The following is a 26,356-nucleotide window of genomic DNA, read 5'->3' as shown; positions in this document are numbered from 1 at the left end:
GGTGAGCCTTCGCGACCGCTTTCGGTACTACTAACTCGCCGTACGCAGGAGTTCCGTTCGAGTCACCAATGAAGCTTCACGAGTATCAGGCGAAGTCGGTGTTCGCCGACGCGGGCATCCCGACGCCCGACTCGCAGCTCGCAGAAAGCACGGAGGAGGTGCTTTCTGCGGCCGAGTCGATCGGGTATCCGGTCGCCGTCAAAGCGCAAGTACACGTCGGCGGTCGCGGGAAGGCCGGCGGGATCAAACTCGTCGAGAACGACGAGGAGGCCCGCGAGGCCGCAGACGCCATCCTCGGGATGGACCTCAAGGGCTACACCGTCGGGCGTGTCCTCGTCGAGGGGGCCGTCGATTTCGTCGACGAACTCTACGTCGGCGTGACGATGGATCGTGGCGAGGGAAAGCCCGTCGCGATGGTTTCGGAGAAGGGTGGAGTGGACATCGAGTCGGTCGCAGAAGAGGACCCCGAGGCGATCGCCCGCGAATACATCGACCCCGCCTTCGGCCTCCAGCCGTATCAGGCCCGCCGCGCGGTCTACGACGCCGGGATCGACCGCGAGGTCGCCGGCGACGTTTCGAGCGTGCTCACGACGCTCTTTTCGCTGTGGGACGACCGGGACGCCAGCGACACGGAGATCAACCCGCTGATGGTAACCAGTAGTGGGGAGGTCGTCGCCGCCGACGCCGTGATGAACATCGACGAGGACGCGCTGTTTCGCCAGCCAGAACTCGCCGAGATGGAGGAGGACTCATACGAGGACGACCTCGAACGCAAGGCCGGCGAGTACGGCTTCGATTACGTTCGACTCGACGGCGACGTCGGCATCATCGGCAACGGCGCGGGCCTCGTGATGACGACGCTCGATCTGGTCGATCATTATGGTGGTGAGCCCGCGAACTTCCTCGACGTCGGCGGCGGCGCGAAGGCCGACCGGATTGCGAACGCGCTGGACATGGTCTTCTCCGACGAGAACGTCGAGTCGGTCGTGTTCAACATCTTCGGCGGCATCACCCGCGGGGACGAGGTCGCGAAGGGGATCAACAACGCCTTAGAGCAGTTCGACGAGATCCCCAAACCGGTCGTCGTCCGGCTGGCGGGGACGAACGCCGAGGAGGGTATGGAGATCCTGAACGCGGACCTCGTGCAGGTCGAACAGACCTTGGAAGAAGCGGTTCAGCGTGCCGTCGAGAACGCACAGGAGGCAAGCCAATGAGCATTCTAGTCGACGACGACACCCGCGTGGTCGTACAGGGCATCACCGGTGGCGAGGGGAAGTTCCACACCGAACAGATGATGGAGTACGGCACGAACGTTGTCGCGGGCGCGGTGCCCGGACGCGGCGGTCAAGAAGTGGCTGGCGTGCCGGTCTACGACACCGTCAGCCAAGCCGTGCGCGAGGAGGACGCGGACGCTTCCGTGATCTTCGTGCCTCCCGCGTTCGCCGCGGACGCCATCTTCGAGTCCCTGGATTCGGACCTCGACCTCGCGGTCGCCATCACCGAAGGGATCCCGACCCAGGACATGGCGAAGGTGAACAAACGGCTCTCGGAGGTCGACACCCACCTCGTCGGGCCGAACTGCCCCGGTCTAATCACCCCCGGCGAGGCCAAGTTAGGAATTCTGCCCGGCAACATCTTCTCGTCGGGTAACGTCGGGCTCGTCTCCCGATCAGGTACCCTGACCTACCAGGTCGTCGACAACCTCACCAACCGCGGACTCGGTCAGACGACCGCGGTGGGAATCGGGGGCGATCCGATCATCGGGACCTCCTTCGTCGACGCGCTCTCGCTGTTCGAGGACGATCCCGAAACCGATGCGGTCGTCATGTGCGGCGAGATCGGCGGCGAGGACGAAGAACAGGCCGCACAGTTCATCGCCGAGAACATGGACACGCCGGTCGCAGGGTTCATCGCCGGGCGCACGGCCCCACCCGGAAAGCGGATGGGTCACGCCGGCGCGATCGTCTCCGGTAGCGGGACCGGTACCGCAGAATCGAAGATCGACGCGCTCAACGACGCGGGCGTCCCCGTTGGCGACACCCCCGAAGAGGTCGCCGACAGCGTCGAGGAGCTGCTGTAACTCAGACGCGTTTTTTCGGGGCTGTGAGTCGAGCGACGTCGCGTTCGAGGACGGTCGCGTATTCGAGGCGCAGATCGCGGGCACCGGCCGCGTCGACGTATCGTTGGCCGTCGATCCGCGGCGAGATCGGATCGTAGCTCGAGACGTTCAGTGTCATCCGCTCGAGATACGAGCGGACGCGATCAGAATCGAGGCCCTCCTGGATCGCGGCGTCTGCGTACTCGCGGAGCGCGTCGAACTCGGGAAGCGTGATGGCGTCCTCGGCGACGAACCCATCTTCGCCCTCGATGCTGACGTCGACGCGGCTCGCCCGGTCCATGATCGGGTATAGCTCACCGGCGAGCCGGAGGATCTCGCTCGGGAGCGCGGCGTCCGGTGAGCGCCACTCGACGGTCGGGTAGCTCTTTCGCAACCGGACCGGCGTCCAGATCGAGTCGTCGGGAGAGAAGTTCGCCTCGAAGCGTTCCTCGTCGACGCCGGCTTCCATCGCCGCCCGCTTGAACTCCGCGTATCGCCGTTCGAGCCGGTCGTTCCACCCGGCGACACAGTCGGCATAGTCCCACAACTGGCCGTGATCGGGAAACGTCGCGTACCCCTTCTTTCGATAGATGTAGGGACGCGCACCCGCGGCGACCCGACGGCCCTTGTAGTACGGCGAGGAGTTCATCAGCGCGAGGGCGGGGTCGAGCGCGATGAGCGTGTTCAACTGGTCGACGACGCGCCGTTTCTCGAAGTGGATGTGGGTTCCGGCACAGTGTTTCGCGTAGTCGAAGTCCTCGCCGAGGACGCGTCGCTGGATGCGGGCGCGCTCCTCGGGGAACTGGTCGATCTCGCCGGCGTTGATCGGCGTTCCGAGCGGGACGAGCGCTTTTCCCCGTGCTTTCGCTTCGCGCAGGACCTCGTCCAACCGCTCGACGAATTCCTCGCGCAGTTCGTCGACCGATTCACAGGGGGTCGTCTTGATTTCGAAGAGGCAATCGACGAACTCCTCTTCGACCTGTGGGGAGATCTCCGCCAGATCCTCGGGATCGGTCAACGCCCCGTTCCGGTCGATCACCCAGTACTCCACTTCGATGCTCGTTTTCATTTGGTGTAGCTCGCTCCGTCTCCGTAGTTCCGTCCCCGTCCATCAGTGGCGGTACCGTTCGAAAAACCGCCGTACGATGGACCGAGGACCTCGTTCGATAGCGGCGGTCTGTCCAGTAGTTGGCTAGCCCAGAGTATGAGACAGACCCACGCACCTGCAAGGTCGTTATAAGCTCGGGGACGAGGGACGGACTAAATGGGTGGCAAAAACACACTCTCTAGATATTTTCACACTATGATCTCGTAAGAAATGATATAGTGGATTAGCTACGGCTGTTTTCGACGTTGTATCCACTTTTCGAGTGGGTCTAATCGCAGTACGTACCGTTCGTTCGAAACGCTGTCCGATTCGACCCCGATCGGACCTACAGCACGCTTGCCAGTTCGTCGAGCGAAACAGTCCTCGCATCCACGTCGATCCCGTGTGACTCCTTGAACCCGTGTCCGGTGAGGATCGTCACGACCCGTTCGCCCGAACCGATCTCGTCACGTTCGACGAGTCGTTCGAGACCGGCGTACGCGACTGCAGAGGAGGCCTCGACGCGAAAGCCCCCCTCGCGGGCGAGTCGTTGCTGGGCGGCGCGGGTGGCCCCATCCGGCACCGACACCGCTCCCCCTCCGGTGTCTCGCAGTGCCGCGAGCGCCCGGTTTCCGCCGGGGGGATCGGCGTTGGCGATGGAGTAGGCGACCGTCTCGCCGCCCTCGATGGCGCGGACCTCCTTTTCGTCCGCCTCGAACGCCCGGACGATGGGGTCACAGGCCGCCGCCTGCGCCGCGTACAGTCGGGGGAACTCCTCCAGCAGTCCGGCGGTGCGGAGTTCGTGGAGGGCCTTCCAGATCCCGCCCAGTTGGCCGCCGCTCGAAACGGGAAGCACGATCGCGTCGGGGGTTTCGGGCGAGAAGGCCTCACAGATCTCGAGGGCGACTGTCTTCTGGCCCGCCACCCGCAGGGGCGTATCCGAGTTGACGAACTCGACCTCCTCGATTCCCAGCGACACCTCGTAGAGGCGGCCGTAGTCGCCCTCGATCCGCAGGATTTCGGGGTCGTAGTGCGCGATATGAGAGAGGCGTTCATCGGGGATGTCGGCCGGAACACAGACGACACACTCGAGGCCGGCACCGGTGGCGTTGGCGGCAGTGCTCATCGCCATGTTGCCGTGGGAAACCGTGCCAATTCGCTCGACCCCGCGATCGAGCGCCGACGCAACCCCGACCGCGCTGCCGCGGTCCTTGAAACTGCCCGTCGGGTTCTGCCCCTCGTCTTTCAGAAACGATTGGACGCCGCCGACGTCGAGTCGGGGCGTTCGCACCAGCGGCGTGCCGCCCGCGGCCGCCCCGACGCCCGAGGGCGGGTCGACGGGAAGCAGGTCCGTGTAGCGCCACATCCCCGGATTCCGACCCGTGGGCCACTCGAACGCCTCCGGATCCGTCTCGACCCAGAGCGGCTCACCGCACCGACAGCGCTTTCGATCGGCGAGGTCGGCCGAACGTCCACAGTCGTAACACCGGACGGATGGCATACCACACGAATGGAGACGAGCGAAAAGAGCCTGCCGATCAGAGGTAGGCGGCGTCCCAGCGGGTGGCTTTGCGGGTGTTCCCACACTCGTTGCAGACGATCCGACCCGAGGCGTCCATCGCGTTGTCGAAGCTCTCACAGGCCGAGCAGAACCAGCCGTACCGGCTCTTGAGGTCCTCGTCGAGATACGAGACGTGAAACGCACCCTTCGACCCGACCGACGCCTCCCGGTAGGCGACGTAGAGCGTGGTCCCGTCCTCGTTCTCGTGGGGTTCGACCGCGCGGCGGTACTGCTCGCCCTCGGGGATGTCGACCCAGACGTTCTCGGTGTACTCCTCGCCGGCGATCTCCTGGGTGTGGGTGTAGGCCGACTCGAACCCGCGGCGTTCGTAAAAGTCGTTTCCGGCCTTGTTCTCCGCGAAGACGAACCCCTTGAACCGGTCGATCCCCTCGTCCTCGAAGCGCTCGCGGACGTGGTCGTACAGCCGCGAGCCGTAGCCCTCGCCGCGGTGGTCGGGATCGACGTGCAGCCAGTGGATCTCGCCGACGCGCTCGGGGAACTCGACGAGGTAGCACTGGGCGAACGCGACGATCTCCCCGTCGACTTCGAGGACCGGAATGTAGACGTCGTCGGCCTCGTCCGAGATCAGCTCCTCGAGGCGTCCCTCGCCGTACCACTGGCCCACGGCGTCGTCGATCGTCCCCTCCTCGAGGAAGTGCGCGTAGGACGTCTGTAGTGACTTGCGTGCGACCTCGCGGACGGCCTCCACGTCCGTCCGTTTCGCCTCTCTGATATCCATACTTCGATTGTGGGGGCTCGCTACTAAACTGTTGTTCTGCGAGCTAGCGAGACTCCTGGCCGTGCGCCCGGGAACGGGCCGCCGTCTGCATGAGTTCGCTGTTGTACGCGCTGGCGGTGTCGCCGTCGCGATCACAGACGATGACCCCCGCCGTCGAGGCGGTGATCTCGGCGAACTCCTCGAGGGCGCGGTCGGCGGCTCGCTGGGCGCTCTCGCCGTCCTCCAACCGATCGACCGCGAGCCGTGAGAGTGTCACGCGCGCGATGTCCTCGCCCGCGCCCGTCGCGCTCGCGCCTCCTGCGGGCGTGCAGTAAAACCCGCTTCCGATCTGGGGAACGTCCCCGACCCGACCCGCGAGCGCGAGCCAGCGCCCGCCCGTCGAGGTCGCCGCCGCGACGTCCTCACCGTCGCTCGCGACCGCACCCACCGTATCGTGATCCATCGGATCACGCCCCCTTTCCCGTCCATCCGGGTCCGCGGCGGTCTCGCCGAACCGGTCTTCGATCCACGCGAGTTGCTCGCGTGGCCCGCCTTCGGGCGACTCCAGCGTCTTCCACCGCTCGCGCGTGCGCGTAGACCACAGGTTCCCTTCGACATCGATCCCGTAGTCGGCGGCGAAGTCGACCGCGTGAACGCCCGACAGCAGGACGTGAGGGGTCTCCTCCATCACCGCGCGGGCGACATCGACCGCGTGGGCTACGCCCGGCATCGAGCAGGCCGCACCCGCCTCCCGCTGACCGGTCATGATCCCCGCGTCGGTCCTGCTGATCCCGTCGCTCTGGACCGCACTGCCGGTTCCGGCGTTGAATCGCGGGGAGTCCTCCAGCACGCGAATCGCGCTACAGACCGCGTCGACCGCCGTCGTCGACTCTTCCCCCGCTCGCGCGGCCTCGTCGAGAACCGATTGCCTCGCTTCGGGCTCTTCGGGGCTGTGTCCCGCTCCGCCGTGAACGATGACGTCCATACCTCGGAATCCGACCCGGTTCGCTTAATGCTACCTCCCGACAGACGAATCAAAATATATATGTAATTGAGACATGTAGAGGGTAGTGAATGTGGGGCGCCGACGATCAACTCGGCGCAGTCAGACGGTTACTCCCGGGTAAGCGCGACCGATTACCGATATGTTCGCTGATTTATATATGTGTTCCTCGGCCAGCTATGGGTGTACTCGGAGCCCACCAATGAACTCCCAAACCCTCGATCCCACGTCCACCGCACAGTTCGGCACGCCCACCGACGCCGAAGGCTACGATATCGACACGGACTCGTTCGGCGAGGCCGACGAACGCAGCCTCGCCGCGTTCATGTCCGAACAGACCTGTCTCGGTTTCATCTACCACGACCGCCGGGAGTACGAGGCCGCCGTCGAGGCGTTCTTCGAGGTCGATCGCCACCAGTTCGCCCACCTCACCGACGAGGAGGCCCGCGAGGCTGCCCGTGCGCTGACGGACGCCTTCTGGGCGAAAGACGAGGTCGAGGAGGGCATTATCGACGGCGCGGACGTCGACCCCGAACTCGATGACGCCGACTGGAGTTCCGTCGAGGACGCGCTGGCCCGCCGTGCGGAGATCGTCGGTATGGACGGGGAATACGCGCCCAAGACCACCGAGGCGTGGCGGAACCACAAGACTGGCGGGGATTACTGGACGCCCACGATGGCAGCCCAGCGCCACGAGATCGCCGCGGCGATCGGCTCCTATCAGGAAAAGCCCAAGTACGGGCAGTCGGGCTACGGCCACCTCACGACCCGGTATCTGACCGGCCTCGAACTCCACGACATGCACACCGAGCGCCACTGGAAGGAGGCCGCCGAGGTAATGGCCACGTACTACGCCGAGATCCTCGGCGCACAGGAGGCCGACCGATGAGCACGACCGACCGGACGTTCGACGACGCGATCCTCGAGGCCAAAGCGCTGCTCGAAGGCCACGAGGCCGCCGAATACGAGGCGCTCAAGCCGAGCGCGAAGGCGAACTACCAGGAAGCGATGGAGTTCCTCTCCCGACTCGAATCGTCGGTCGAGACTGACGGCGGCGAAGAGACCGAAGACGACGTCGATATCGATCTCGACTGTGAGCTCGAATCGACGATGGGTGACGACGGGACGATAGTGGGTCCTTTCGGGGGTCACGACGTCGTCGTCTACGATCCCTCCGGTGGCACCGGCCAATGGATCTCGATGACGTACGACGCGACGGTATCGCTCGAGGAACTGCGCTGAACTGATAGCCGACCGATCGCTTCGGACACGGAATACGCAGGCCTTTTACCGCCGTTCGCCGACCGTCTAAGTGATATGAGCTACGACAAGGTCGAAGTCCCAGAGGAGGGAGAGGCCATCGAGTTCGATGGTGAGGAGCTTTCGGTCCCCAACACACCCGTCATCCCGATCATCTACGGCGACGGCATCGGCGTCGACGTCGCCCCCGCCGCCCAGATAGTATTGGAAGCCGCCGCCAACGCCACCGGCCGCGACATCGCCTGGATGCGCGTCTACGCCGGCGAGGCCGCCAACGAACGCTACGGCGAGGGCGAACACCTCCCCAACGAAACCGTCGAGGCCTTCGAGCAGTTCCACGTCGGCATCAAGGGCCCGCTGACCACCCCCGTCGGTGCGGGCTTCCGCAGCCTCAACGTCGCTCTGCGCAAGAAACTCGACCTCTACGCGAACGTCCGGCCCACCTACCATCTCAACGGCGTTCCCTCGCCCGTCTCGCACCCCGAGCAGATGGACATGGTCTCGTTCCGCGAGAACACCGAGGACGTCTACGCCGGCATCGAGTGGGAAGCCGGCACCGACGAGGCCGAAGAAGTCCGTGAGTTCGTCGAAGAGGAGATGGGTTTCGACTCGACCATCCACGACGGCCCGGTCGGCATCGGTATCAAGCCCATCAGCGAGTTCGGCACCAAACGCCTCGTCCGGCGCGCGATCGACTACGCGCTCGAAAACGACCGCGATTCCGTGACCCTGGTCCACAAGGGCAACATCATGAAGTTCACCGAGGGCGCCTTCCGCGACTGGGGCTACGAGGTCGCAGAGGAGGAGTACGGCGAGGAAGTCATCACCGAGGATACCCTCTGGGAGGAACGCGACGGCGAGGCACCCGAGGACGCGGTGGTCGTCAACGACCGCATTGCCGATAACATGCTCCAGCAGATCCTGACGCGCACCGACGAGTACGACATCCTCGCGTTGCCGAACCTGAACGGCGACTACCTCTCGGACGCGTGTGGCGCCCAGATCGGCGGGCTGGGCATCGCGCCGGGTGCGAACTTCGGCGAGGGTCGCTGTCTCGCCGAACCCGTTCACGGGAGCGCCCCGAAGTACGCCGGTCAGGACAAAGTCAACCCGACGGCGATGATCCTCTCGGGACGCTTGATGCTCGAGTATCTGGGCTGGGACGAGGCGGCGGATCTCGTCCGCGACGCCGTCGAGCAGACCATCGAGTCGGGGACCGTGACCTACGACCTCGAACGCCAGATCGAGGGCGGCGAGAAGGTCGCGACCAGCGAGTTCGCCGACGCGATCGTCGAGAACATTGAGGAACTGGCGTAGCCAGTTCCGCAAGCAATCAGACGCCTTCTGCGTCTGATCACATCGAAGAGTTGGTGTAGACAACTGTTCGCACTCTCACGGCATCGCCGTGGGAACAAACTGGCGTAACCAGTTTCTCTGGCCCCCGAGAGAAGCTCGAGAACAGTTCTCAGTCCGCCGTCATCAGTTCCCTGTCGGCGACGCTCGCCACGAACGTTTTCAGCCTCCCGTTGAACTTCTCGGGTTCCTCCCAGAACGGGCTGTGTCCACTCTCCGCAAACGTTACGAGTTCGGAGTCGGGGATCTGCTCGTGCATCCACTCGCCCAACGGTCCGGGAAAGACCGCGCTGTGCTCGCCGTAGCAGAGCAGCGTCGGAACCGTGATCGTCGGGAGGAATTCCCTGAAGTCCCGCGGAACCATGTCGTTCAACATCGCCGTCGCGACCGAGGTCGGCGTTAGCATCGTCCGGGCGTAGATCTCGGCGAGGCGCTCCTCGGAGCGGGGCTCGGCGAAGAAGGCCTGGATGATCGGCTTGACTGCCTCGGAGCGGTTGGCCTCGATACCACCGACCAACCCGGCGAGCGCCTCCTCGGAGAACTCGCCCATAAGCGGGAACTCCCAGCCGTCATCGGAGTAGAACTTCGGGGTTTGGTCGATCAGGCCGATCGCTCGAACCCGTTCGTCACCTATCTCATCGAGGTACGTCATGACGATCGGCACGCCCATCGACCAGCCGACGAGCGTCGCGTCATCCAGATCGAGCGACTCCATGAGGAATTCGAGATCCGCCGCGTAGCCCGAGAGGGTGTGGCCGTCGTCGGTCTTCCCCGAGAGCCCGTGGCCTCTGAGGTCGTAGGTGACGAGGTGGTGATCCATCGCGAGCACGTCGGCGTTCTTCTGCCACCAGAATTCGGAGTCACCCGTCCAGCCGTGGACGAGTACGATCGTCCCGCCCTCGCCGCGTTCGTTGTAGTACAGTGATACCCCATCCGGTGTCTCGATATGAGCCATACTATTATAATGATAGATAATTAGAAATACGTTTTCGTCTTTTCGTCGGAATATCCGGTATTGGATGTATGCAACGCCCGGCTAGGAACTCCGAGGCGGACCGGGTTAGCTCGCCACGTCTTCGATCTCGTCGCGGATCTCCTCGACGTCCTCGAACGATTCGGCCTTCGAACCGAGCACGTCGACACAGACCTCGACCAGTTCGTCCTCGCCGAACGCAACTAATCCCTCGGCGATCATGACCGCCGCACGGGTCCCGACGTGGAGTTCGAGGCGATCGCGGAGGTCACGAACGATATCGACGACTTCCTCGATGGTGTCCTCGTCGAGGTCGTCGATCCGTGCGGCAACGATCTCGATTTCGGTGTCGCGCTCGTAGTAGTCGAGGTGGACGCCGATGAACCGGTCGAGCAGTGCGTCCTGCGGGCGGTGGACGCCGGCATACTCCGTCGAGTTCGAGGTGAAAATGGCGCGAAACTCGGGATCGACCTCGACGATCCGTTTCTCGCCACGTTGGCCGGGTCGGTCGAGAACGCCCTCCTCGAACACCGAGAGGAGTACGTTGTGGGCGGCGGGTTTCGTTCTGGAGAACTCGTTGTAGACGAGCGTCGCGCCGTTTTGCACCGCGACCGAGAGCGGGTTGTCGACCCACCGGTCCCGGATGATCGACTTCTTCTTCATCACGCCCCGGACGAAGTTGTCCCGCTCTTTGTACTGGGCTTTGCCGGCGTGTTCGCCGACCAGCGATCCGGTGTCGATCAGCTCGTCGCCGTTGACCCAGACGACGGGCTGGTCGCGGGCGGCCGCGATCGACAGCGCGAGGGCGGTCTTCCCACAGCCGGTCGGCCCGACGATGTGGACCGGCCGGGGCACATCGAGCCAGTTGCGCACGCGATCCTGTATCGACTCGATCTCGTCGGTCTCGACGAACGAGCCGCCGATCGCCTCCTCGACGTTCGTCGGCGCGAACGTCGCGCCGTCCTCCCCATGCTCCCGTACGAACCGTTCGAGTTGGCGTTCTTCTTTGTCCATGGCTGTGTTCTCGACCATCCCCGCTGATGAACGTGTGGATCGACACTCGGCCAGTGACGGGAAAAAGGGCTGTGCTTGCGTCACTCGGCCCAGTCGGGGTTCGCCCGCGGCGGGCTGAAGATATCGACGCCCCGGACGACGGTCTCGCCACGATTCTCCGCGCCGTGGACCTCCTCGCCCGTGAGGACGTACGACTCCCCGGCACTGACCGTCTGCTCGCCGTCTTCCAACAGAAAGGTCAATTCGCCTTCGTAGACGAACCCCGTCTGTTCGTGGCGGTGGTCGTGTCGCGGCACCGTCGCGCCGGGTTCGAACTCGAAGTGCTGGACGCTCATCTCCTCGCCCGCAGCGAGCTGTGCGAGGTGGACATTCTCGACCGCTTCGGTCGTCTCCGCGAGTGGTACACGCTCCATGCTACCGCCTCTCCCCCGAGGCGCTTATAGGCGAGGATTCAACATCGGTCTCGCCCAATCGGGGGTATGTACGCCGTCGTCGGCTGTACCGACTGTAGCGCCCTCTGGATCATCGAGGGTCGTCAGGAGACGGTTCGGTGTCGTGGCTGCGGGAAGACCCACCAGTACGGGAAACTGAAGAAGTTCGTCGAGACCGAGGACGCCGACCACGCCCGCGAGGTACGCGCCTCGATGCTCGCGAGCAGAAGCGGCCACGCCGACGCCTTCGCCGCGGTCGATTCCTTTTCGGACCTCGACTCGCAGGTCGAACGGGATGTCGTGACGGACGAGGAGCTCTTGGAAGGTGCGGGAATCGACGGCGAAGCGGCCGCCAGCGCGGGCGAGACGAGCGCCGGAGCCGGTTCGAACTCTCGTAAAGAAGTCGTCCTCGCGGCGGTTGAAGAGAGTGAGGAGCCGACGGCCGGAGCGATCACGGCCTACGCGAGCGAGCGGGGCGTTCCTGAGAGCTACGTCGAACGCGCGCTCGAAAAACTGGTGCGAGCCGGCGAACTCAGCGAATCGGGCGGTCGCTACCGCCGTCTCTAGAGCGCCTGCCAGATCGAAAGCAGCGTCGCGACGATCGACAGCACGATCTTGATAATGCGAAGCTGTACCACTGTCAGCTCCGGACAGCGCGGGCGCTGTTCGTGATCGCGTTCGGTCATGGTGGGGTACCCGCGGGTGCTCGCCCGACGGGTACGCTCGTTGGATTCAGTCCTGAAGGGGATAATTCCGATCCGTCCGCACAGTGGAAGTGAAACTGGTCGGCCAATCGATTTATTAGTTATCTACAGACAGTTCCTGTATGTCGTCGGAACCGGTCGAATGGCGGACCGACGCCGCCAGTTCGCGGGGGCTGCGCGCGCTCGTCTACGTCGTGGTCGGGCTGTTCGGCGGCGGCATGCTGCTCGTTTTCTGTGGCGTGGCGTTTTTCGGCGTCTCGCTCGCTCTCGGCGGCGAATACACGTATCTCGCCTACGTCGCGTTGCTCGCGTTGATCGGGGGTCCGCTCTCACTGCTCTACCTCCTGCCGATGCTTACCGACCGCGACCAGCGCCCGCCGCTCGCGGCGCTGATCGCCGACGAGGCGATCGCCGAGCGCTACGCCGCGGCGTTCACCCGGAGGCGGCTGCTCGGGGCCGTAATCGGGGGCGCGCTCGTGATTCTCGTGGCGCTCTCGTTGAATCCGCGGGCCCTGTTCGTGCTGGTCGTCGGGGCGCTGTTCTTGCTCCCGCTCGCCTCGGGCGTGGTCTCGTGGGGCCAGGTTAACCCCGAAGAGAGGACCCTCACCCACCGATACCGGACGATCTCGCTCCCGCGGGTCGATCGCCTCCGGCGGGTCGACGTTGGGGGCGTCTCGCTGTGCTGGCTCTCCTACCGGCCGGGCGCCGGCGACGTGACCAGTCCGCGGCTGCTCGCGGCCAGTCCCGAAGCCGCCGACGCCACCGAGCGGGTGCTCGCTACGGTCGATACTGAGACGGGCGAGGAGTACGAACCGGACCGGGCGGTACAGCTCGCGCTCGGCTTCCTCGCGCTGTGTTTCCTCGGTCTCGCCGGGGCAGTGTTCCTCGCTGAACCCGGCACTGGAGGTGATCCTGTCCTCGAGTGGTACATCGTCGGCGGGTTCGGCTTCTTCGGCGCGATGCTCGCGCTCGCGGCCGTCTTCTCGGGTTAGCGCCCGAGTTCCTCGTGGGCACTGGAGAGATGTCGGGAGGCCAGCGCCGCGAGCAGCGAGAGTTCGCCCGCGAGCGCACCCGTGGCAATGACCTCCGCGAGCGCGTCGGCGTTCGACCCGGCGGGATCGCCCCCGCCACGCAGGCCGAGCACGTCGAGCGCCTCTGCTTGGGTGGGCAGTTTCGTTCCGCCGCCGACGGTCCCCACTTCGAGACTGGCGATCGAGAGGCTCGCGTAGAGCGAATCCTCGCGGGCCTCAGCGGTCGTGATCGCGTTCGCGCCCTCGACGACCTGCGCGGCGTCCTGTCCCGTCGCGAGGAAGGCCGCCGCGATGGTGTTGGCGGCATGGGCGTTGAATCCTAAACTTCCGGCCTTCGCGCTCCCGATCAGGTTCTTGCGGGTGTTGGCCTCCGCGATCGCCTCGGGCGTCGTGTGGAGGCGCTCCTCGACGACTTCCCGGGGAATCGTCACGTCGGCGGTGACGCTCCTGCCGCGGCCCTCGATCGAGTTGATCGCGGCGGGTTTCTTATCGGTACAGAGGTTGCCCGAGAGCGCGACCAGCGAGGCAGTAGTGGCGTCCTCGATCAGGTCGCAGGCGGCCTGTGTCGCGATCGTCACCATGTTCATCCCCATCGCGTCCTTCGAGTCGAAGCGAAAGCGGAGGAAGACGTTGTCGCCGACGACGTACGGCGTGACCTCCAGTAACTCGCCGTGGCTCGTCGTTTCCTCGGCCTCCTCGCGCAGTTCCTCGACGTTTTCCTCGACCCACTCGACGACCTCCGCTGCTTCGGCGATCCCCGACACCCGGAAGACGGGCGCGCGGGTCATCCCCGATTTCGTGACGCGGGCCGCGGCGCCGCCCGAGGTCCGAATGACCGAACAGCCGCGGTTGACCGAGGCGATCAGCGCTCCCTCGGTGGTCGCGAGCGGCAGGTAAAAGTCGCCCTCGGCCGCGCCGCCCTCCCCGTCCTCGTTGATCGGGATCGGGCCGACGACCCCCATCGGGAGCTGTGCGCCCCCGATCATGTTTTCGATGTTCGGTTCGGCGTCGCTCGCTGCGAAGGAGAAATCGCCGATCGTATCGAGGGCGGCGTCGGTTTCGACTTCGATCAGTTCCCGGCGGGCGGCGGCGGCCGTCTCGGGGTCGGCGTGGTCTTCGAGTTCGTGCAGGCGCAGGTCGCCCTCGCGAACGCGCGCCGCGAGGTCGGCTGAATCGGTCATACCGGCACCTCGTAACCCGGCGGCCTAAGAATGCCGGTCCCGGGCGGATTCCCAACGGCTTTGGTCGCCGCCGCGTCTCTCAGACTATGACGCGTGCTGCGGATCTGATACTGCGAAACGCCGAGATCCACACCCTCGCGGATCCCGATAGGGTCCACGAGGCGCTCGCGGTCCGCGATGGCCGGATCGTCCGGATCGGGAAGACCTACGAGATCGACTTTCTCGAGGGCGTCGAGACTCACGTGATCGACTGCGAGGGCCGGGTCGTCCTCCCGGGATTCGTCGACGCCCACACCCACATGGAGACGCTCGGCCGGTATCTCGTCCACGCCGACCTCTCGGGGGCGAGCGGGCCCGAGGAGTGTATCGAACGCCTCCGCGAGTCGGACGATAACGGCGGAGAGAACGAAGGCTGGGTCCTCGGCTTCGGCTACGACGAGAGCGGGTGGCGGGACTCGGAGTACCTCACCAGCGAGGACCTCGACCGGGTGAGCGACGAGCGGCCGGTTGCGGCCTTCCGCGAGGACATGCACGTCGCCTCGCTCAACACCGTGGCGCGCGAGCGATACGAAGGGGAAATGCCCGAAGCGGACGTACAGGGCGACGGCGTGATCGTCGAGGCGGCGGTCGACACGATCTACGAGGCCATCAAACCCGATCCAGACGAGACCCGCGCGCTCCTCGTCGCCGCCCAGGAGTTCGCCAACGCCCGCGGGGTGACAAGCGTCCACGACATGGTTCGTAACTCCCACGCGCCGCGGGTCTACCGCGAACTCGATTCCGAGGGAACGCTCTCGATTCGGGTGCGAATCAACTACTGGAGCGACCACTTCGAGGCGGTCTCGGAGGCCGGCCTGCGGACCAACCACGGCAGCGAGTTCGTCGAAACCGGCGCGATCAAGACCTACACCGACGGGAGCTTCGGTGGCCGGACCGCAAAACTCACGGAGCCCTACGCAGGCAGCGACGACGAGACCGGCCAGTGGGTCGTCACGCTCGACGAACTGAGGGGGCTGGTCGGACGCGCTGACGAGGAGGGTTTTCAGCTCTCGGCACACGCCATCGGCGACGCCGCGATCGAGGAGGTTCTCGACACCTTCGAAACCACCACCGACCCCGGCGGGGCGCGTCACCGAATCGAACACGCAGAACTCCTCTCCGAGAGCGCGATCGAACGCTTTGCCGACTCGGGGGTCGTCGCGAGCGTCCAGCCGAACTTCCTCAAGTGGGCCGGCGAAAACGGGCTGTACGCCGACCGGCTCGGGGACGAACGCCGATCGCAGACGAACCGCTACCGGGACCTGCTGGATGCCGGTGCGAACCTCGCCTTCGGCAGCGACTGCATGCCGCTCGATCCCCTGTTGGGGATCCACCACGCGGTCAACGCGCCCGCGCCGGACCAGCGGCTTTCCATTACGGAGGCGCTCCGGGCCTACACGTCGGGAGCGGCCTACGCCGGTTTCGACGAGGAACGGTTGGGAACGGTCGAAGCGGGCAAGGTGGCTGATCTGGTCGTCCTCTCGGAATCGCCGTGGGAATCCCTGAATGCGATCCGGGAGATAGACGTCGTGATGACGCTGGTGGACGGCGAGGTCGTCTACGACGCAAGGGACTGAACTGCGAGCGCGCCGGGCTATCGCACCAACAGCGACTCGCCGGTCATCGCTTTCGGGGGGGCGATCCCGATTCGCTCCAAGAGAGTCGGCGCGAGGTCACAGAGCGACCCTCCCTCGCGGACGCGATACCCCCCGTCCGATCCATCGGGGTCGAGATAGACCAGCGGCACGGGGTTGTAGGTGTGGGCGGTGTGGGGGTGTTCTTCAGTACCCATGTCGTCGGCGTTGCCGTGATCCGCCGTGACCAGCACGTGAGCACCGTGTTCGGCGAGGGTTTCGAGGAGGCGATCGAGTTGGGCGTCGACCGCCTCGACCGCGTCGACGGCCGCCTCGAAATCACCCGTGTGACCGACCATGTCCGGGTTCGCGTAGTTGAGCACCACGACGTCGGGTTCCTCGCTCTCGACGATCGAGATCGCGTTGTCGGTGAGTTCCGGGGCGCTCATCTGGGGCTGGAGGTCGTAGGTCGGGACGTCGGGGCTCGAGACGATCTCCCGGATCTCGCCGTCGAACTCCACCTCCCGGCCGCCGTTCAGGAAGTAGGTGACGTGGGCGTACTTCTCGGACTCGGCGGTTCGCAGTTGCGTCTTCCCGTGGTCAGCGAGCACCTCACCGAGGGTGTCTGTGGGCTGATCCGGCGGAAAGGCGACGGGCACGTCGAAGGTCTTGTCGTACTGGGTCATCGCCACCAGATGCACGTCGGGTGCGGGGGTATCGGTGTCCCACTCCGGTCGGATGTCCTGCAACATTCGCGTGAGCTGACGGCCCCTGTCGCCCCGGAAGTTGAAGAAGATCGCGCTATCTCCGTCCTCGATCGGAGGACGGCCGTCCACCAGTGTCGGATCGACGAACTCGTCGGTCTCGCCGCGTTCGTAGGCGGCCTCAACGGCCGCGGCGCCCGAGGAGGCGGTGTGTGCGGCCTCGCGGTTGACCATCGCGTCGTAGGCCTTTCTGGTGCGCTCCCAGTTGGTGTCCCGGTCCATCGCGTAGTACCTGCCGGAAACGGTCGCGACCTCGCCCGTGCCGTTCTCCCCGATGACCTCCTCCAGTTCACGGAGGTAGCCCGCGCCGCTTTTCGGGTCCGTGTCCCGGCCGTCGGTGAAGGCGTGGGTGACCGCCTCCACCTCGCGGTCGGCGGCCCACTCGATCAGCGCGTGGAGGTGTTTCTGGTCCGAGTGGACACCGCCGGCGCTGACCAACCCCATGAAGTGGACCCGACCGCCCGTCCGTTCGACGTGGCCAAATGCCCCGTTGAGCGCCTCGTTTACGCGGAAGGACCCATCAGAAACGGCGTCGTTGATCCGGGTGTAGGCCTGCTTGACGACCCGTCCCGCCCCGATGTTGAGGTGGCCCACCTCGCTGTTTCCCATCTGGCCCTCCGGCAGACCGACGCGCCGGCCAGTCACGTCGAGCTGGCCGAACGCGCCCGCCTCGCGGATCCGGTCGAAGGTGGGGGTTTCGGCGCTCGAAACGGCGTTCCGGCCGCCGTCGTCTCCCTGCTCACGTAGTCCCCAACCGTCCAGAACGATGAGTGCGCCGTCCATACCGAACGGGAGAGTCGCCGCCGGTAACTACCCTTCGCTACTCGCTCAGGTCCGATCGCGCTCGCCGTCGTTCAGCACCGCTCGGCGCTCCCTGTCGGCCCGGGCCTCCTCGAGGGAGTCGTTCGAGACGAGGCGATCGACCCGGCGTTCGAACTCGCGTTCGTCGATCTCGCCGTCGACGTATTGGCGTTTCAGCTCCGCAAGGGTCCGCTCGGCGCGCTCCTCGGGGGTTGGTTCGGGTGGCGCGAGCGAGTCGGACAGTCCGAGCGACCCCAGTAAAGGGACCTCCCGCTCGGCCCGACTCGCAACCGACGCCAGTCGCTCGTGTTTCGGGACCGACGCGGGCCGCACCAGCGACCAACTGAACCACGTCCCCGAGAGGACCACAAGGGTGAGCAAGACGGCCACGACCGGGAGATACGGGATCGTCATATCGATGAGGAGTCCGACGATCGGGGTCCCCGTCATCATCGCGGAGTAGACGACGAGCCCGACGTAGCCCAGGACGACGGCCAGCAGGCTGCTGGATACGAGCAACACCATCAGAGAGATCCCGAGACCGAGCTTGCTGAGCCAGCCCATCTTCCACGGAGTACGGCCGCTGTACTCGTATATTCCACGGTTCGACGACTGCATCGTGGCTGATCGGAGCGTTTTTTCCGTCCCCGAAAGAGGCTTTCCCATGACCCTGGATCCGGTCCACTTCGATGGGATCGCCGCGCTGGCCCGCCAGGTCGGCCGCGAGGTCGACGACGCCTCCCATCAGCAGTTCGCCGAAACGGTCTGGGAGGAGTTCCTCGACCCGCTCGAAGTCGACGGTCGACGGGTGCTCGAACCGATCGACCGGCAGTTCAGGGCGCGCGTCGCCATCGAGGACGCCGCGCTCTGTGATCGGCCCTTTCCGAAGAGCTACGGCCTCGATTCGGGGACGATCAACCCCACCACGTACAAAAACGGCGTCGTGATGGACGTCGCCCACGCCGCGATGGGCTGTGTGCCGACCGATATAGAGTGTCACCGCTCCCGTACCGTGGTTATCGGGCTGCATATCGACGACGACGCACGTACCCTCGATGAGGACTGGGTGATCTACGACGAGGGCTACAGCCGCCGTCGGATCCTCCTGCTGCGCGATATCGACCGGCGGCGCTACACCGAGGCGACCGTCCACGCATTGTCGCTCTATCTGGCCGAGAGCGAACACGCGCTCGCCAACGCGGAGGGGATCGACGACCTGCTCGTCCTCGACGGGCCGCTCTATCCCAAGGGACTGTTGAGCTGGCGCGATCGAGCGCCGGAACTCGCCGAGCAACTCGAAGAGGAGACCCCTCGGCAGGTGGTCGCGAGCTACGCCCGACTCGTCGAGGGGTTCCTCGACCGCGGCGTCCCCCTCGTCGGGTTCGTCAAGAACCCCGCCGCAAAGCGGATCACGAACGCCGTCTCACGGGAGACGCCCGCGCCGTGGACCGACGACGCCGCGCTGTTCGTCCGCCTGCTCGAACAGCGCGACGGTGACGACCGTGTCCGCGACGAACTCACCTACACCAACTGGTTCGTCTCCAGAGGTGGTACTGATAGAACGTTCGCCAAAGACGGCGACGCCCTCGGGCTGGACCTCGGTCGGTCCGCGGCCGACTACGAGGTGACCTTCTTCGCGATCTACGATCCCCGCGACGACGTTCTCTATACCGTCGAAGCACCGTACGGCGCCACGAAAGACGAGCAGACACGCGAAGCGCTCCGAACCCAGATGCTCGCCGAAGTAGCCAGTCAGCGCGGCCCGCCCGAGGCGGTCGCGAAGGCCGACGAACTGGCCCGCATCAGCGCCCGCGAGAAGGAGTCGCTGCGCCGGATGATCGAGGGCGAACTCGACACCGAACGCTCGCGAACCTACGACGACTTGCGGTGGGGCGGCGAGGAGGCGTTCTTCTAGCCGCTCACGCCACACCGGTACCGTGTCAGCTATCGGCGATCGTTGGAAGAGTTAATAGCGTTCTAGTCGTTCGGTTATCATGTCGGATTTGATTTCGGTGGTACAGATCGAGTCGGCCATCATCTCCTTCCCGAACGCGTTCCGCCACGAGCCGATTACCTCGAGGAGTACGACGTGGGCAAGTACGTCTTCGACGTGGTCGTGGTCCCCGATGGGCCGTTCGTCGGCGGGACGGTCGCGGACGCGACCGAGGCGTTCGGTCCCGAGGTCGACGTCGTCGAGATCGTCCGGGACGGGGGGCGATCGGTCGCCCCGCGCCAAGAAGAGCGACTGCTCGAAGACGACGTGCTGGTCGTCCGCTCGGACCGCGAGGCGATCGCGACGCTCGGGGCCGTCGCCGGACTCGAATTCGCCGGTCATCCGACGGCGGCGGAGTTCCCCGCCGACGAGGAGGGCGTCGTCACGGAACTGGTCGTCTCGTTCGACTCGTCGCTCGTCGGCGAGCGCCTCGATCCCGAGCGGATCCGAGCGGAGTTCGACGCGGCCGTCCTCGGACTGCGAAGCCGGGGCGAACTCCTCGGCGAGCGCATCGTCGGCACTCGACTGGTCGTCGGCGACACCCTGTTGGTACAAACCACCTCGGAGGCGCTCGATCGCCTCGTACGCGATCGGGACGTGATCGTAGCCCGCCAACCACCCCGTACCGACTACCGAACCGAGAAGGCCCCGATCGCCGTCGCCATCATGGTCGGCGTCGTCGCGGTCGCCGCCCTCGAGATCTATCCGATCCTCATTACCGCGCTCGCGGGAGTCGTTGCGATGATCGTTACCGGCGTTCTGAAGCCGACCGAACTGTACGACAGCGTCGAGTGGAACATCGTCTTCCTGCTGGCCGGCGTCATCCCGCTCGGAATCGCTCTCGAGGAGTCCGGCGCGGCGGCGTTTCTCGCGGTACTGGTCGTCCAAGCGGCAGGAACGCTCCCGCTGATCGCCGTGCTCTGGCTGTTTTACATCGCAACGGGACTCATCACTGAGGTCGTCAGCAACAACGCGAGCGTCGTCCTGATGATTCCGGTCGCGGCGGCCTCTGCCGCACAGATCGGCGCGAACCCGTTCGCGTTCGTCCTCGCGGTGACCTTCGCCGCCTCGACGGCGTTTCTCGGCCCGATCGGCTACCAGACCAACCTCTTCGTCTACGGCCCCGGCGGCTATCGCTTCGGCGATTACTTCCGGATCGGCGCGCCGCTGCAGTTGCTGTTGTCGCTCGTTACCGTCGGCGGAATCGTACTCCTCTGAGGCGTCTAGTCGACCCGGATTCGGCAAACGCCGGTGTCAGGCCTATATCTCCGCACCCGGTTCGGCCTTCTCGATCTCGATCTCCACGTCCGCGGGGGGGATCCCGATCCGGGCGAACTGCGTGCGGACGTGTTCTTCGGCAGCGCCGACGGCCTGTTGGCGGGTATCGAACCCGCGGGGCATGGGCGATTCGAAGGCGACGTTCATCGAGCGGCCGTCGACCTCCATCTCCGAGCCGCCGCTTTCGACCTCGTAGAACTCGTCGCAGACCCAGACGTACGGGGCGTCTTCGTCGGGTGCGCCCCGGAAAGTGGGTGCGCGCTCGCCACGCTCGAAGAGCGTCCCGGTCAGCGTCGTGCCGTGCGCGCTACCCCGAATGAGAAGCATACGTCCTCTACCCTGCGAGCGGGCAAAAGCCCGTTGGCGGTGAGAAACGTTTTACTTCCACCGCCCGATGGCCGATTCATGTCCGACCTCGGTGATTTCACGCCCTCCTCTTCGCCCTCCACTACCGACGCCGATCCCGAGACGGATCGCTTCGAAGACAGCGCCATCTCCGCTGCGGGACACGATTCGGGGATCGGAACGATCCCCGCCTCACAAGGACTGAAGATCGCCGAGGACGGCGACGACACGGAAATCCGGGCCTCGATCACCGCCGGTAATCGATCGGCCGTCCGGTTGGGAAAGTACCTCCTGCTTTCGTATCCCGACGACGAGAAACTGTTCTGTCGGATCACTGGATTGGAGTACGTCCAAGAGTTTCACACCGACGACGCGAGCGAGATCCACGTCCGGCGGGCGATGCGAAACGGCGAGGTCGAGGAGCGCGATTACAAGTTCCTCGCGACGCTCGAACCGATCGCCGTTCTCTACGGCGACGGGGACGAGTTGAAACGCCGGATGGCCGACCGAGTCCCGAAACCCGAGACGACGGTCAGAGAGGCGACCGACACCGACGAGATCAAGACGGGTCTGAAGATGCCCGAAGACGGCGTCTTTCTGGGCCATCTGGCGGTCGGCGGCGAGAAAGTCCGGACGGCGGCCGAACCGCCCACGATCGACTATCGCCTGAAGGACGACTACGGGGCGGGCGATCCGCTCGTCTTCCGCCACACGCTGGTCGCCGGTGGTACCGGATCGGGAAAGACCCACGGGGCAAAGAACATCCTCCGACAGTACCTCGGCTCCGCGAGGGGCTACGAACTCGACGACGGACGAGCGATCTCGCCCGCGGTCGTCCAGTTCGACCCGCAAGACGAGTACGCCCAGATGCACGACGACAATCCCGCCATAGAACGCGAGGACGAGCGCGCCTTCGAGCGCGAGGGGATCGCCCACGGCGGGCACAGTGATACGAAAGCGTTCGTCCCGAAAGTCGGTTCCTCGACGTACAGCAGCGGCGATCACCGCGCCGAGTGCGTCGAGTTCACCATCCCCTTCTCGATGGTCCGGGGGAACAAGTGGCTCGTCGCCGGGAGCGACCTGAACGACAACCAGTACAACGCACTGACCTACCTGCTCGACCGCTTCTTCAAACAACACGGCGATTCGGGATCCTACCGGGAGTTCAAGGCGTTTCTCGACGACCCCGCACTGCGCGAGGAACTCGACGAGAGCGGGCGCGTCCACGAGGCGACGTTCGACGCGGTCAAACGCCGTGCGCTCGGCTTCGACAGCGTTTTCGACCAAAGCGCCCCGCCGATCACCGACCTCGTCTCCGAGTTCGTCCGTCCGGGCGGCCTCTCGGTGGTCCCGACCTACCACATCAATGACTCGCGGGCAACGGAGGTCGTCGTTCTCGCGCTCGCGAGCCTGCTGGTCGACCAGAAACTCTCGAACGACCCCGAGTTCGACCGGATCAAAGAGACGCCGCTCGTACTCGGGATGGACGAGGCACACAACTTCCTCAGCGGTGCCGACAGCGCTCAGGGTGGAAAGGTCATCGGGAAGTTCGCCGAAGCCGTGAAACAGGGCCGCAAGGAACGGCTCGGACTGTTCCTCATCACACAGGACCCACAGGACATCGCCGACGCCGTTTTCAAGCAGATCAACACCAAACTCGTCCTCAATCTCGGCGACGCCGAGGCCATTTCGGCGGTGAACATTCCGGCGAACCTCGCGGGGAAAGTGCCCTATATGGAAAAAGGACAGATGGTCGTTTACTCGCCGGACAACTCCGAACCCGTCGAACTGATCGGGCTTTCGAAGTGTCTCACTAAACACGATTAGGCGTAGGCTATAATTGGCGGGGCGGTGATGATCCCCGTATGGCTCATCAGGTTCTCGTCCCGATCGACGGCTCGCCACAGGCACAGGAGGCACTGGAATACGCAATGCGTGAGCTCCCCCACGCGGCGTTCACGGTACTCACCGTTCTCAACCCTGCGGAGATGAGTGCCGGAGGAACCGAGATGGGGATGGCCTCGTACGCCGATCAATGGATGGAGATCGAAAAGGAGCGTGCCGACGAACGGTTCGATCAGGCGCGCGCGCTCGCGGACGAATACGGGGTCACACTCGACGCTGAAACCGTACTCGGGCCGACAGCCCGTGGGATCGTCGACTACGCCGAGGATCACGACATCGACCAGATCGTCATGGGGAGTCACGGTCGCGACGGCGTCTCGCGAATCCTCCTCGGAAGCGTTGCCGAAACCGTCGTTCGGCGATCCCCCTGTCCCGTGACTGTCGTTCGATGACGGCCCGGACTGACGCTCACCGTCCGTTTTTCGACTAGCTGCAGGCCTACAGAACCGTTTGCCGTTAGTTGACCGCTCGCTCCTGAACGACGACTGTACGGTTTTTACCCGTCGAAACCCTTCCCATGAGGTATGGTACGACTCGATACCACGACCGTCGGTAGCGGGTTCATCGGTGTGGGTCTCGCTCACCTCCTCGCACCGCGGGTCCTGCTCGCGACCGCCCGGTACGCCTACCGTCGACTGTTGGCCGCCGACTTCGATGTGAACGAACGGACGGAACGGCGTGTCCGAGCGATCGGTTTGGTGATGCTCGCTCTCGGAACGATCGTAGCTACGGCCAACCGGTCGGTATCCGTTGTAATAGATAGGACATAAAATACGAAAATGGTTCTTAGAATAGTATAAACTATATGATCTATTCTCACCCCGTCGTGAAACGTCCGTATGTGTCGCCTAGCAGCGTGAAATGACTGAAAATCATGTTAAAACTCACGCCATTATATATAGTAATCTAACATATAGTTGAACAGACACGAGGTGTCACTCGATGTCAATACCCTCCATCCACACTGACAGCACGTCCACTCGCACGGACGCAGAACAGCCCTCCGATCAGTCGGATCGATTCGTCGTTTCGACGCTCTCCCGCCCGATCGAGGCGATCGCCTTCTGGAGTGCCATCGCGCTCCCGTTTTTATACCTCCCCTTACTGGTCAGTGGACTCGGCTCGACAGCCCAGCTCACCGCCTTCCTCGCGCTACTCGCGATTCACGCCGCTGCGATCGTCTGTGGTCACCGATACAACCGCGACTGAGCCGTGATTGCTCGTCGGTGACTACGAACCGTTCGATCGGGAATAACTCGCCTGTTCTCCAATCCGGCCCTTCCGGCGTTTCCGAACGGGTTTCAATACGGACCCGAAGAGTCGTGATCAAGGACATCGATCGTCGTGGAGATGACACGCCACCGAGTGCGTGCGGTTCTCGACGACGAGCGGGTCCGGGATCCGTATCACGATCCGTTGTTCCCCACGGCGGGTTACCGGGTGGGAACGTTCGTCTCAGGAGTGTCGTGCGTGACGTCGAGAAACGCGTCCTCAAGGCTGCGCTGTTCGCCGGTTTCGGCCCGCCGTTTCAGTTCCTCGGGGGCCCCCTCCGCGACGAGACGCCCCTCGTGAATCACGCCCACTGAGTCGGCGAGTTCGTCGACGACGGGGAGAATGTGTGTCGAGAGGAAGATCGTCATCTCGCGGGCGGCGAGTTCCGCGATGGTGTCGCGCATGGTCCGGGCGGCCCGCGGGTCGAGCCCCGTCGTCGGCTCGTCGAGAAAGACGACACGGGGATGGTGGATCACCGCCTGCATGATGCCGAGTTTCTTTCGCATCCCCGTCGAGTACGAGTCGATCCGTTTGTCCGCGTCCTCGAGGAGGTCGAAGCGATCGAACAGGTCGGTCATCCGTTCGTGGGTCTCGGCCTCGGGGAGGTCCCGGAGACCGGCGATGTAGGTCAGTTGCTCGCGCCCCGTCAACTCGTCGTACAGCGGCGGTTCGTCGGGGAGATAACCGATGTGTGGGGTGACGGTGTCGCGGTCCTCGATGGACGCGCCGGCGACGCGCGCGGTGCCACTGGTGGGTCGAGTCAGGGTCGTGAGCATCCGCATCGTGGTCGTCTTTCCCGCGCCGTTCGGCCCCAGAAAACCGTAGACGGTTCCCGGATCGATCGAGACCGAGAGATCGTTCACGGCGACCTCTTCATCGTAGCGCTTGCTCAGCCCCTCGGTTTCGATTGCGGGAGACATAGAGTCGTGTTACCGGCAGCAGTGTATATATTTTCCTACTAACTCAGTCTGAACTGATCGAACAGGATCGTGTTCGATTCTCACTCATAGGCAGGTACTATAACCCTCGTGATCGGTCACAGCCGGTCGGTTATCGCGGCCCGCATCGCGGGGAGTTCGGCGGCGAGTTGCCGGCGCTTGATCAGACAGAACCCGACGAAGATGACGAGAAACCCACCGATCGTCGTGGCATCGATCGACTCGGCGAGCAACAGCCAGCCCGCGACGGCGGCGACGACGGGAACGACGTAGGAGACGAGGTTGATCTCGATCGGTCCCAGCCGTTCGAGCAGGTCGAAATAGAGGAGAAAGCCGATCGCACTCGAGACGACCGCGAGATAGGCGAGCGCGAGGACCGCCTCGGCGGTCCACTCGATCGCCGCGAACGACTCGCTCGCCAGTAGAACGGAAAGGGTATGCATCAACAGCGCACCGAGCGCCATCGACCACCCCTCTAGTGTCTCGATCGGGAGTTCGGCCTCGCTTCGCCTGAGCAACACGCTGCCGAGCGCGAAGGCGGTCGCCGCTGCGAGGATCAGGCCGGTGGCGATCACGTCCGCCGAGAGGATGTTTTCGGGATCGGGTCGCGAGAGAATCACGACGCCGAGGAGTCCGAGCGCCATCCCGAGGAGACCGGCCGGTGTGAGGCGTTCGCTCGGCAGCCAGATCCGCGCGAAGGCGGTGGTCAGCACCGGCGAGAGGCTGACGACCACGGCCGCCATCGCGCTGGTCACGCTCTGCTGGCCGATGAACAACAGCGCGTGATAGGCGGCGATGAGCAGGACGCCGCCGATGACGACGAGACCCCATTCGCCACCGGTCCGAGGGACCGGGCGATCGGTCACGATAGCCGCATACGCGAGCATGAAGACTGCCGCGAGGTCGTAGCGCAGCGCCGCAAACAGTACGGGTGGGAAGTACTCGAGGCCGCCTCTGATGGCGACGAAGGCCGTCCCCCAGAAGACCGACAACAGGAGAAACAGAACGGGAGTTCGGTACCTGCTCACGCTCG

27 protein-coding genes and 1 pseudogene are annotated in these 26,356 nt (G+C 64.7%); 14 read left to right on the top strand and 14 right to left on the bottom strand.

Features of this window, described 5'->3' with window-relative positions; all coding sequences use genetic code 11:
* The first annotated feature begins 68 nt into the window (after positions 1 to 68).
* Positions 69 to 1,214: an ADP-forming succinate--CoA ligase subunit beta gene (gene sucC, locus HAPAU_RS07965; protein ID WP_066381374.1), complete on the top strand. Its 1,146-nt coding sequence runs from the start codon at positions 69 to 71 to the stop codon at positions 1,212 to 1,214.
* Positions 1,211 to 2,080, top strand: a complete 870-nt coding sequence (gene sucD / locus HAPAU_RS07960; RefSeq protein WP_066381372.1) for a succinate--CoA ligase subunit alpha — start codon at positions 1,211 to 1,213, stop codon at positions 2,078 to 2,080. The genes sucC and sucD overlap by 4 nt, the downstream gene beginning before the upstream one ends.
* Before the next feature lies 1 nt (position 2,081).
* Here sucD and HAPAU_RS07955 read toward each other — a convergent pair whose 3' ends face one another.
* From HAPAU_RS07955 to HAPAU_RS07940, 4 genes are all read right to left on the bottom strand, one after another.
* Positions 2,082 to 3,167: a glutamate-cysteine ligase family protein gene (locus tag HAPAU_RS07955; RefSeq protein WP_066381370.1), complete on the bottom strand. Its 1,086-nt coding sequence runs from the start codon at positions 3,165 to 3,167 to the stop codon at positions 2,082 to 2,084.
* Between the two features lie 364 nt (positions 3,168 to 3,531).
* Positions 3,532 to 4,686 (bottom strand): threonine synthase, encoded by a 1,155-nt coding sequence (locus tag HAPAU_RS07950; RefSeq protein WP_066381368.1) that lies wholly within the window; start codon positions 4,684 to 4,686, stop codon positions 3,532 to 3,534.
* Positions 4,687 to 4,723: 37 nt separating this feature from the next.
* Positions 4,724 to 5,485 (bottom strand): GNAT family N-acetyltransferase, encoded by a 762-nt coding sequence (locus tag HAPAU_RS07945; protein ID WP_066381367.1) that lies wholly within the window; start codon positions 5,483 to 5,485, stop codon positions 4,724 to 4,726.
* Between the two features lie 43 nt (positions 5,486 to 5,528).
* Complete coding sequence (locus HAPAU_RS07940) at positions 5,529 to 6,449, bottom strand: isoaspartyl peptidase/L-asparaginase (protein WP_066381366.1); 921 nt, start codon at positions 6,447 to 6,449, stop codon at positions 5,529 to 5,531.
* Between the two features lie 220 nt (positions 6,450 to 6,669).
* On the opposite strand from HAPAU_RS07940, the gene HAPAU_RS07935 reads away from it, so the two are divergent.
* The 3 genes from HAPAU_RS07935 to icd all read left to right on the top strand — a co-directional run bounded on the left by HAPAU_RS07935 (position 6,670) and on the right by icd (position 9,044).
* Positions 6,670 to 7,356, top strand: a complete 687-nt coding sequence (locus HAPAU_RS07935) for a hypothetical protein (protein WP_066381364.1) — start codon at positions 6,670 to 6,672, stop codon at positions 7,354 to 7,356.
* Positions 7,353 to 7,709: a hypothetical protein gene (locus HAPAU_RS07930; protein ID WP_066381362.1), complete on the top strand. Its 357-nt coding sequence runs from the start codon at positions 7,353 to 7,355 to the stop codon at positions 7,707 to 7,709. The genes HAPAU_RS07935 and HAPAU_RS07930 overlap by 4 nt, the downstream gene beginning before the upstream one ends.
* 75 nt (positions 7,710 to 7,784) lie before the next feature.
* Positions 7,785 to 9,044 (top strand): isocitrate dehydrogenase (NADP(+)), encoded by a 1,260-nt coding sequence (gene icd / locus HAPAU_RS07925; RefSeq protein WP_066381357.1) that lies wholly within the window; start codon positions 7,785 to 7,787, stop codon positions 9,042 to 9,044.
* 148 nt (positions 9,045 to 9,192) lie between these two features.
* Here the strand turns inward: icd and HAPAU_RS07920 are convergent, their stop codons facing one another.
* From HAPAU_RS07920 to HAPAU_RS07910, 3 genes are all read right to left on the bottom strand, one after another.
* Entirely contained in the window at positions 9,193 to 10,035 is an 843-nt protein-coding gene (locus HAPAU_RS07920) for an alpha/beta fold hydrolase (protein WP_066381355.1), read from the bottom strand.
* A 105-nt stretch (positions 10,036 to 10,140) separates the two neighbouring features.
* The gene (gene gvpN / locus HAPAU_RS07915; protein ID WP_245634054.1) at positions 10,141 to 11,067 is read right to left on the bottom strand and encodes a gas vesicle protein GvpN; all 927 of its coding nucleotides are present in this window, start codon (positions 11,065 to 11,067) and stop codon (positions 10,141 to 10,143) included.
* Between the two features lie 80 nt (positions 11,068 to 11,147).
* Positions 11,148 to 11,480 (bottom strand): cupin domain-containing protein, encoded by a 333-nt coding sequence (locus HAPAU_RS07910; protein WP_066381351.1) that lies wholly within the window; start codon positions 11,478 to 11,480, stop codon positions 11,148 to 11,150.
* A 66-nt stretch (positions 11,481 to 11,546) separates the two neighbouring features.
* Between HAPAU_RS07910 and HAPAU_RS07905 the strand changes: the two genes are divergently transcribed.
* Positions 11,547 to 12,065, top strand: a complete 519-nt coding sequence (locus tag HAPAU_RS07905; RefSeq protein ID WP_066381349.1) for a DUF5817 domain-containing protein — start codon at positions 11,547 to 11,549, stop codon at positions 12,063 to 12,065.
* Here the strand turns inward: HAPAU_RS07905 and HAPAU_RS22765 are convergent.
* A complete protein-coding gene (locus HAPAU_RS22765) occupies positions 12,062 to 12,184 on the bottom strand; it encodes a hypothetical protein (RefSeq protein WP_281177875.1) in 123 nt (40 codons plus the stop codon). The genes HAPAU_RS07905 and HAPAU_RS22765 overlap by 4 nt on opposite strands.
* A gap of 140 nt (positions 12,185 to 12,324) precedes the next feature.
* Between HAPAU_RS22765 and HAPAU_RS07900 the strand changes: the two genes are divergently transcribed.
* A complete protein-coding gene (locus HAPAU_RS07900) occupies positions 12,325 to 13,194 on the top strand; it encodes a hypothetical protein (RefSeq protein ID WP_066381347.1) in 870 nt (289 codons plus the stop codon).
* Here HAPAU_RS07900 and hmgA read toward each other — a convergent pair.
* Positions 13,191 to 14,414 (bottom strand): hydroxymethylglutaryl-CoA reductase (NADPH), encoded by a 1,224-nt coding sequence (gene hmgA, locus HAPAU_RS07895; RefSeq protein WP_066381345.1) that lies wholly within the window; start codon positions 14,412 to 14,414, stop codon positions 13,191 to 13,193. The genes HAPAU_RS07900 and hmgA overlap by 4 nt on opposite strands.
* Before the next feature lie 86 nt (positions 14,415 to 14,500).
* On the opposite strand from hmgA, the gene HAPAU_RS07890 reads away from it, so the two are divergent.
* Positions 14,501 to 16,030, top strand: coding sequence for an amidohydrolase (locus HAPAU_RS07890; protein ID WP_066381344.1), 1,530 nt, complete (start codon positions 14,501 to 14,503; stop codon positions 16,028 to 16,030).
* A 17-nt stretch (positions 16,031 to 16,047) separates the two neighbouring features.
* Here HAPAU_RS07890 and gpmI read toward each other — a convergent pair whose 3' ends face one another.
* Both gpmI and HAPAU_RS07880 read right to left on the bottom strand, forming a co-directional pair.
* On the bottom strand, positions 16,048 to 17,574 hold the full coding sequence (gene gpmI, locus HAPAU_RS07885) for a 2,3-bisphosphoglycerate-independent phosphoglycerate mutase (protein ID WP_066381342.1): 1,527 nt from the start codon (positions 17,572 to 17,574) through the stop codon (positions 16,048 to 16,050).
* 45 nt (positions 17,575 to 17,619) lie between these two features.
* The gene (locus HAPAU_RS07880; protein ID WP_368085878.1) at positions 17,620 to 18,210 is read right to left on the bottom strand and encodes an SHOCT domain-containing protein; all 591 of its coding nucleotides are present in this window, start codon (positions 18,208 to 18,210) and stop codon (positions 17,620 to 17,622) included.
* Between the two features lie 46 nt (positions 18,211 to 18,256).
* Here HAPAU_RS07880 and HAPAU_RS07875 point away from each other — a divergent pair, with 46 nt between their 5' ends.
* Positions 18,257 to 19,507, top strand: a complete 1,251-nt coding sequence (locus tag HAPAU_RS07875; protein ID WP_066381340.1) for a DNA double-strand break repair nuclease NurA — start codon at positions 18,257 to 18,259, stop codon at positions 19,505 to 19,507.
* Between the two features lie 111 nt (positions 19,508 to 19,618).
* Positions 19,619 to 20,803 (top strand): annotated as a pseudogene (locus HAPAU_RS07870) (SLC13 family permease); the annotation flags it as partial.
* A gap of 42 nt (positions 20,804 to 20,845) precedes the next feature.
* Here HAPAU_RS07870 and HAPAU_RS07865 read toward each other — a convergent pair.
* Positions 20,846 to 21,190: a DUF7113 family protein gene (locus HAPAU_RS07865; RefSeq protein WP_066381339.1), complete on the bottom strand. Its 345-nt coding sequence runs from the start codon at positions 21,188 to 21,190 to the stop codon at positions 20,846 to 20,848.
* Positions 21,191 to 21,268: 78 nt separating this feature from the next.
* Here HAPAU_RS07865 and HAPAU_RS07860 point away from each other — a divergent pair, with 78 nt between their 5' ends.
* The 4 genes from HAPAU_RS07860 (at position 21,269) to HAPAU_RS07845 (ending at position 24,322) form a co-directional block, all read left to right on the top strand.
* The gene (locus HAPAU_RS07860) at positions 21,269 to 23,035 is read left to right on the top strand and encodes an ATP-binding protein (RefSeq protein WP_066381338.1); all 1,767 of its coding nucleotides are present in this window, start codon (positions 21,269 to 21,271) and stop codon (positions 23,033 to 23,035) included.
* Positions 23,036 to 23,073: 38 nt separating this feature from the next.
* Positions 23,074 to 23,505 carry a universal stress protein gene (locus HAPAU_RS07855; RefSeq protein WP_066381337.1) on the top strand — a complete coding sequence of 144 codons (432 nt, stop codon included), beginning with the start codon at positions 23,074 to 23,076 and terminating at the stop codon, positions 23,503 to 23,505.
* A 132-nt stretch (positions 23,506 to 23,637) separates the two neighbouring features.
* Entirely contained in the window at positions 23,638 to 23,883 is a 246-nt protein-coding gene (locus tag HAPAU_RS07850; protein ID WP_066381336.1) for a hypothetical protein, read from the top strand.
* A gap of 172 nt (positions 23,884 to 24,055) precedes the next feature.
* On the top strand, positions 24,056 to 24,322 hold the full coding sequence (locus HAPAU_RS07845; protein WP_066381335.1) for a hypothetical protein: 267 nt from the start codon (positions 24,056 to 24,058) through the stop codon (positions 24,320 to 24,322).
* A gap of 224 nt (positions 24,323 to 24,546) precedes the next feature.
* Here the strand turns inward: HAPAU_RS07845 and HAPAU_RS07840 are convergent, their stop codons facing one another.
* Together HAPAU_RS07840 and HAPAU_RS07835 are read right to left on the bottom strand one after the other, a co-directional pair.
* Positions 24,547 to 25,305, bottom strand: coding sequence for an ABC transporter ATP-binding protein (locus tag HAPAU_RS07840; RefSeq protein WP_066381329.1), 759 nt, complete (start codon positions 25,303 to 25,305; stop codon positions 24,547 to 24,549).
* A 116-nt stretch (positions 25,306 to 25,421) separates the two neighbouring features.
* Positions 25,422 to 26,351 carry a DMT family transporter gene (locus HAPAU_RS07835; RefSeq protein ID WP_066381327.1) on the bottom strand — a complete coding sequence of 310 codons (930 nt, stop codon included), beginning with the start codon at positions 26,349 to 26,351 and terminating at the stop codon, positions 25,422 to 25,424.
* Positions 26,352 to 26,356 lie beyond the last annotated feature (5 nt).

The organism is Halalkalicoccus paucihalophilus (genome assembly GCF_001593955.1).
Taxonomy (GTDB): Archaea; Halobacteriota; Halobacteria; order Halobacteriales; family Halalkalicoccaceae; genus Halalkalicoccus; species Halalkalicoccus paucihalophilus.
Note: the sequence above shows the minus strand (reverse complement) of the source record. Positions and strands in the feature narration are given on the sequence as shown.

Coding starts and splice junctions, on each gene's coding strand:
- HAPAU_RS07955 (WP_066381370.1), bottom strand. CDS start 3,167: ATGAAAACGAGCATCGAAGTGGAGTACTGGGTGATCGACCGGAACGGG.
- HAPAU_RS07860 (WP_066381338.1), top strand. CDS start 21,269: ATGTCCGACCTCGGTGATTTCACGCCCTCCTCTTCGCCCTCCACTACC.
- HAPAU_RS07850 (WP_066381336.1), top strand. CDS start 23,638: ATGGTACGACTCGATACCACGACCGTCGGTAGCGGGTTCATCGGTGTG.
- gpmI (WP_066381342.1), bottom strand. CDS start 17,574: ATGGACGGCGCACTCATCGTTCTGGACGGTTGGGGACTACGTGAGCAG.
- HAPAU_RS07940 (WP_066381366.1), bottom strand. CDS start 6,449: ATGGACGTCATCGTTCACGGCGGAGCGGGACACAGCCCCGAAGAGCCC.
- icd (WP_066381357.1), top strand. CDS start 7,785: ATGAGCTACGACAAGGTCGAAGTCCCAGAGGAGGGAGAGGCCATCGAG.
- HAPAU_RS07865 (WP_066381339.1), bottom strand. CDS start 21,190: ATGCTTCTCATTCGGGGTAGCGCGCACGGCACGACGCTGACCGGGACG.
- HAPAU_RS07905 (WP_066381349.1), top strand. CDS start 11,547: ATGTACGCCGTCGTCGGCTGTACCGACTGTAGCGCCCTCTGGATCATC.
- HAPAU_RS07875 (WP_066381340.1), top strand. CDS start 18,257: ATGACCCTGGATCCGGTCCACTTCGATGGGATCGCCGCGCTGGCCCGC.
- HAPAU_RS07930 (WP_066381362.1), top strand. CDS start 7,353: ATGAGCACGACCGACCGGACGTTCGACGACGCGATCCTCGAGGCCAAA.
- HAPAU_RS07945 (WP_066381367.1), bottom strand. CDS start 5,485: ATGGATATCAGAGAGGCGAAACGGACGGACGTGGAGGCCGTCCGCGAG.
- HAPAU_RS07950 (WP_066381368.1), bottom strand. CDS start 4,686: ATGCCATCCGTCCGGTGTTACGACTGTGGACGTTCGGCCGACCTCGCC.
- HAPAU_RS07880 (WP_368085878.1), bottom strand. CDS start 18,210: ATGCAGTCGTCGAACCGTGGAATATACGAGTACAGCGGCCGTACTCCG.
- HAPAU_RS07900 (WP_066381347.1), top strand. CDS start 12,325: ATGTCGTCGGAACCGGTCGAATGGCGGACCGACGCCGCCAGTTCGCGG.
- HAPAU_RS07845 (WP_066381335.1), top strand. CDS start 24,056: ATGTCAATACCCTCCATCCACACTGACAGCACGTCCACTCGCACGGAC.
- HAPAU_RS07935 (WP_066381364.1), top strand. CDS start 6,670: ATGAACTCCCAAACCCTCGATCCCACGTCCACCGCACAGTTCGGCACG.
- HAPAU_RS22765 (WP_281177875.1), bottom strand. CDS start 12,184: ATGACCGAACGCGATCACGAACAGCGCCCGCGCTGTCCGGAGCTGACA.
- HAPAU_RS07910 (WP_066381351.1), bottom strand. CDS start 11,480: ATGGAGCGTGTACCACTCGCGGAGACGACCGAAGCGGTCGAGAATGTC.
- sucD (WP_066381372.1), top strand. CDS start 1,211: ATGAGCATTCTAGTCGACGACGACACCCGCGTGGTCGTACAGGGCATC.
- HAPAU_RS07890 (WP_066381344.1), top strand. CDS start 14,501: ATGACGCGTGCTGCGGATCTGATACTGCGAAACGCCGAGATCCACACC.
- HAPAU_RS07840 (WP_066381329.1), bottom strand. CDS start 25,305: ATGTCTCCCGCAATCGAAACCGAGGGGCTGAGCAAGCGCTACGATGAA.
- HAPAU_RS07855 (WP_066381337.1), top strand. CDS start 23,074: ATGGCTCATCAGGTTCTCGTCCCGATCGACGGCTCGCCACAGGCACAG.
- HAPAU_RS07920 (WP_066381355.1), bottom strand. CDS start 10,035: ATGGCTCATATCGAGACACCGGATGGGGTATCACTGTACTACAACGAA.
- sucC (WP_066381374.1), top strand. CDS start 69: ATGAAGCTTCACGAGTATCAGGCGAAGTCGGTGTTCGCCGACGCGGGC.
- hmgA (WP_066381345.1), bottom strand. CDS start 14,414: ATGACCGATTCAGCCGACCTCGCGGCGCGCGTTCGCGAGGGCGACCTG.
- gvpN (WP_245634054.1), bottom strand. CDS start 11,067: ATGGACAAAGAAGAACGCCAACTCGAACGGTTCGTACGGGAGCATGGG.